The organism is Chitinophaga sp. (genome assembly GCF_036566945.1).
Classification (GTDB): Bacteria; Bacteroidota; Bacteroidia; order Chitinophagales; family Chitinophagaceae; genus Chitinophaga.
In genome coordinates this window covers 1-3,966 of record NZ_DATCVJ010000236.1, presented here as the reverse complement: position 1 = coordinate 3,966, position 3,966 = coordinate 1, and the positions used below count along the sequence as shown (strand labels likewise).

The 3,966-nt window shown below is 47.4% G+C and carries 4 protein-coding genes; all 4 read right to left on the bottom strand.

Annotated features, from left to right (window positions below; all coding sequences use genetic code 11):
* Window positions 1–712, bottom strand: a 712-nt coding sequence (locus VIP81_RS06895; protein ID WP_331957761.1) for an ABC transporter permease, incomplete at its 3' end; no start/stop codon positions are given.
* A gap of 13 nt (window positions 713–725) precedes the next feature.
* A complete protein-coding gene (locus VIP81_RS06890; RefSeq protein ID WP_331957759.1) occupies window positions 726–1,478 on the bottom strand; it encodes an ABC transporter ATP-binding protein in 753 nt (250 codons plus the stop codon).
* Window positions 1,475–2,704 (bottom strand): efflux RND transporter periplasmic adaptor subunit, encoded by a 1,230-nt coding sequence (locus VIP81_RS06885; protein WP_331957757.1) that lies wholly within the window; start codon window positions 2,702–2,704, stop codon window positions 1,475–1,477. Before VIP81_RS06885 ends, VIP81_RS06890 begins: the two co-directional genes overlap by 4 nt.
* Window positions 2,705–2,717: 13 nt before the next feature.
* On the bottom strand, window positions 2,718–3,966 hold a 1,249-nt coding region (locus VIP81_RS06880), incomplete at its 5' end, for a TolC family protein (protein WP_331957755.1).

The window sequence follows — 3,966 nt, the reverse complement described above, 5'->3', positions numbered from 1 at the left end:
CTTCCGATGCACCTTCATTGATAGCAGAGGCATAAATACTCTGAAAATAAATAGTGGCCAGGATACGCTTTTGTACCGTGGTATAAGGTGTAAGAATGATATCGTCCTGGTCCTGCCCGAATGAGCTTTGTCCTTTGGGCGCCAGCGTGCCAATCACCTGCAGGGGAATGGAGCCCAGCCGGATCACCTTTCCTACCGGGCTTTCGCCACTGGGGAACAGGTTGTTGATCACTGTTTGCCCCAGTAAACATACTTTGGCGGCGGTAGCTACATCTGCATCAGAAAAACTGATACCCTCATTCACGGTAAGTTTACGGATATCAAAATAAGAAGGGGCCACGCCTTGCAGTGTGGTAGGCCAGTTCAGCGCACCATAAATCGCCTGTCCTTTGGTAGAGGCCACCGGCGACACCCCACTTACGTACTCCGCATTTTTCTGTATGGCCAGTACATCTGCAATGGTGAGCGATTGAAAACTGGTACCGCCTATTCGTACACCTCCGGCCACATTACTGCTGGGTAGTATCGTGATCATATTAGATCCCATATTACCCAGCTGCGATTGAATACTTTGCTTGGAACCCTCGCCTATAGCTACCATAGCAATCACCGCTGCCACACCAATGATGATGCCCAGCATGGTCAGGAATGCGCGGAGTTTATTCCGCTGCAAAGCCCTTAGAGCGATCATTATGAGATTAATTGCACTCATGCTTACGGGTTAATTAATAATCTTCTGCCGGCGGCAAAGATGCTAATGCTTCTTTTGCCGAGCGTACATTTTCGTTCTTACTATCTTTTACCACCTTCCCATCGCGCAACATGATCGTTCTGCTGCTGAAGGCGGCAATATCCGGCTCATGTGTTACAAATACAATCGTTTTTCCTTCCTGCTGATTCAGCTCCTGCATAAGCGCCATAATTTCGTAGGAAGTGCGGGTATCCAGGTTACCGGTGGCCTCATCTGCCAGGATCATCACCGGATGATTTACCAGCGCCCTTGCAATAGCCACTCTTTGCTGCTGTCCGCCGGAAAGCTGGCTGGGTGTATGCCCTTCTCTATCGGCCAGCTTCACAGACTCCAGTGCGCCCAATGCCCGGTCCCTGCGCTCTTTGGTCGTCAGCTCCGGATTGTAGAACAAAGGCAGTTCCACATTTTCCAGGGCAGATGTACGCGGCAACAGGTTATATGCCTGGAATACAAACCCGATTTTATGATTGCGTAACCGCGCCAGTTCGTTGCGCGACAAACTGCTTACATTGATACCGTCCAGCAGGTAGTTGCCCGAAGTAGGTTTGTCCAGACATCCAAGAATATTGAGCAGGGTAGTTTTACCGGAACCGCTGCTTCCCATGATGGTGACAAACTCCCCTTCAAACACATCAAAAGTTACTCCTTTCAGGGCGCGTACTATTTCCGTGCCCATTACAAATTCACGCTTGATCTGCTGCAATTCTAATATTTTGCCGTTGCTCATCGTCTACGCCCTCCACCCATTTTTGGTAAAAACGGACTGCTGCTGCCTCCGGCTGCCACCACGGCACCAGCAGCATTCACGCTTACTACTACAATATCTTTTTCGTTTAGCCCTGCCAGTACTTCTATATGTGTATTGTCATTTAATCCTGTTCTGATTCGTTTCTGTACCAGCGTGTCGCCACGCAGCAGCCATACATAGTTGGAAGATCCAATGCGTGCGGTACTCTTAAATGTTTTGCCGGTAGTATCTTTTCTTTCTGCCGGCGTTTTACGCACCGCACTTTGTATGATGTAGTCTTTTAACTGTGCGGAGTCTGGCCGGAATTTGAGCGCCTTCACCGGCAACAGCAGCGCGGAGTCTTTCTCTGCGGTAAAGATGGTGACATTGGCGGTCATGCCAGGCTTTAGTTTCTTGTCGTCATTGGGCGCGTTGATAATGGTATTATAGGTCACCACATTAGACGAAACAGAAGGCTGTAGCCTGATTTCCAGCACACGCCCGGAAAACACATCTTCCAGGTAAGCATCTACGGTAAAGGATACACGCTGTGAGTCGGTAACATTACCAATATCGGCTTCATCTACGCTGGCTTCTACCTGCATTTTGGTAATATCTTTTGCGATCACAAATAAAGTCGGTGTATTAAAACTGGCAGCAACGGTTTGTCCTACGCTCACATTCCTGTTCAATACCACACCGTCGATCGGCGAAATGATTTCTGTAAAAGAAAAATTCTTCAGGGCCGATGCCAGCTGTGCGCTTACGCTGGCTACATTGGCTTTGCCCTGGTCCAGCTGGTTCCTGGCCACATCGTAGTCTGCCTTACTGATGGCGCCGGTTTTATACAACAGTTCCTGCCGCTCAAAATTATTTTTCTGATAGGCCAGATTCGCCTGTGCTACCTGCACATTTGCTTTCAGCTGATCTACCTGTGCCTGAAATAAATCTTTGTCGAGTTCTCCTAACAGCTGTCCTTTTTTTACCTGGCTGTTAAAATCCACATACAGGTGTTTCAGGGTACCGGATACCTGCGTACCTACGGCCACGGTATCTACTGGTTGAATAGTACCCGTTGCAGTAACGGAGGTAGCAATATGTCCATAGGTGGGCTGGGCTGTTTCAAAAGAAACCAGTACTTTCTTTTTCCTGATAAAGAAATACCAGACAGCTATCATCAACAGGATGATCACTATAGTTATGATAACGCCTTTATATTTTCTCATACCTCATTTGCATTTATAGTTTGACCGGTATGCCCCTGTAAAAATCATAGATCCTGATATTCAGAGCAGCATTATATTTAGCCTGTATATAAGATTGTAATGCCTGTATATATAAATTCTTCTGCTGCAGAAAAACCACAATATTGGCAGCGCCTACTTTCAGTTGTTCGCTGGCGATCCGATAACCTTCCTGCGAATACTTCAGCTGTTCTACGGCTGCATCGTACTGTGATTGTGCATTCAGCACATTGATGTAAGACTGTTCTATTGTTTGCGAAAGATTAGTTTTGGTATCCTGAAGTGTAAGCTTCGACTGATCTATTTCTATCTTTGCTTTTTCTACATTTGTTTTCACTACCCGGCGGGTAAAAATCGGAACAGACAAGGTGAGCCCTATCTGCTGATAAAAATTATTATCCAGCTGCTTGAAATAGGTACTACCGGTGCCACCACCATTATAAGCTGTGCCTAATGCACCACCGGCCGACAATGTAGGCCAATAGCCAGCCTTCGCCTTTGCCAGATCAAGATTAGATACGGCTATCCCCAGTTCACTGCTTTTTATTTCAGGTCTGTTTGCCAGTGCGGAATCCTGCACTTCCTGCAACGCATACAGGTGCATGTTGGAAATCAGTGTATCCGGTTCCGTTATTTCAAAGTCGTAACCGCTGGGCAACTGCAATAACTGTTTTAGTACGAGTTTATTTTGGCGATGCTGGTTTTCTGCGGTAGTGAGCAGGTAGCGGTCGTTGGATAACTGCGCCCGCAGCTGCACCAGTCCTATCAGTGCAATACTGCCTACATCATACTGTTGCTGCCCTTGCTTTACCTGGGCTTCGGAGGTAGCTACCACGTCTTTCACATATACAATGTTTTCCCGTGCCAGCAGGATGTTAAGATATGCTTGTGTGATCAGCACGGTGATATCGTTCACCTGTTGTGCAATATTCAGTCCTGCTATCTGAGTCAACAGGTTCTTTTGCCGGATATCCTGATTGAGGTATCCTCCCTGAAAAATGGTGACGTTGGAGTTCAGGGAGTAGTTACCGGAGGTGTATACTTCGTAAGGCGTGCCTCCGGAAGCGTTTAATGTTTTGCCACCGTTGAGCGACTGAGATCCGGCGCCGGTGAGATTAGGTAGTTTGGCGGCCCTTGACAGCAGCAGGTCCTGCTCTGTGCTCATACGGCTCAGGCGTAAACTGTTTAACTGAATATTATTTTTCAGCGCATAATCAAAACATTGCTGCAAAGTCCACTGTGCG

Coding starts and splice junctions, on each gene's coding strand:
- VIP81_RS06890 (WP_331957759.1), bottom strand. CDS start 1,478: ATGAGCAACGGCAAAATATTAGAATTGCAGCAGATCAAGCGTGAATTT.
- VIP81_RS06885 (WP_331957757.1), bottom strand. CDS start 2,704: ATGAGAAAATATAAAGGCGTTATCATAACTATAGTGATCATCCTGTTG.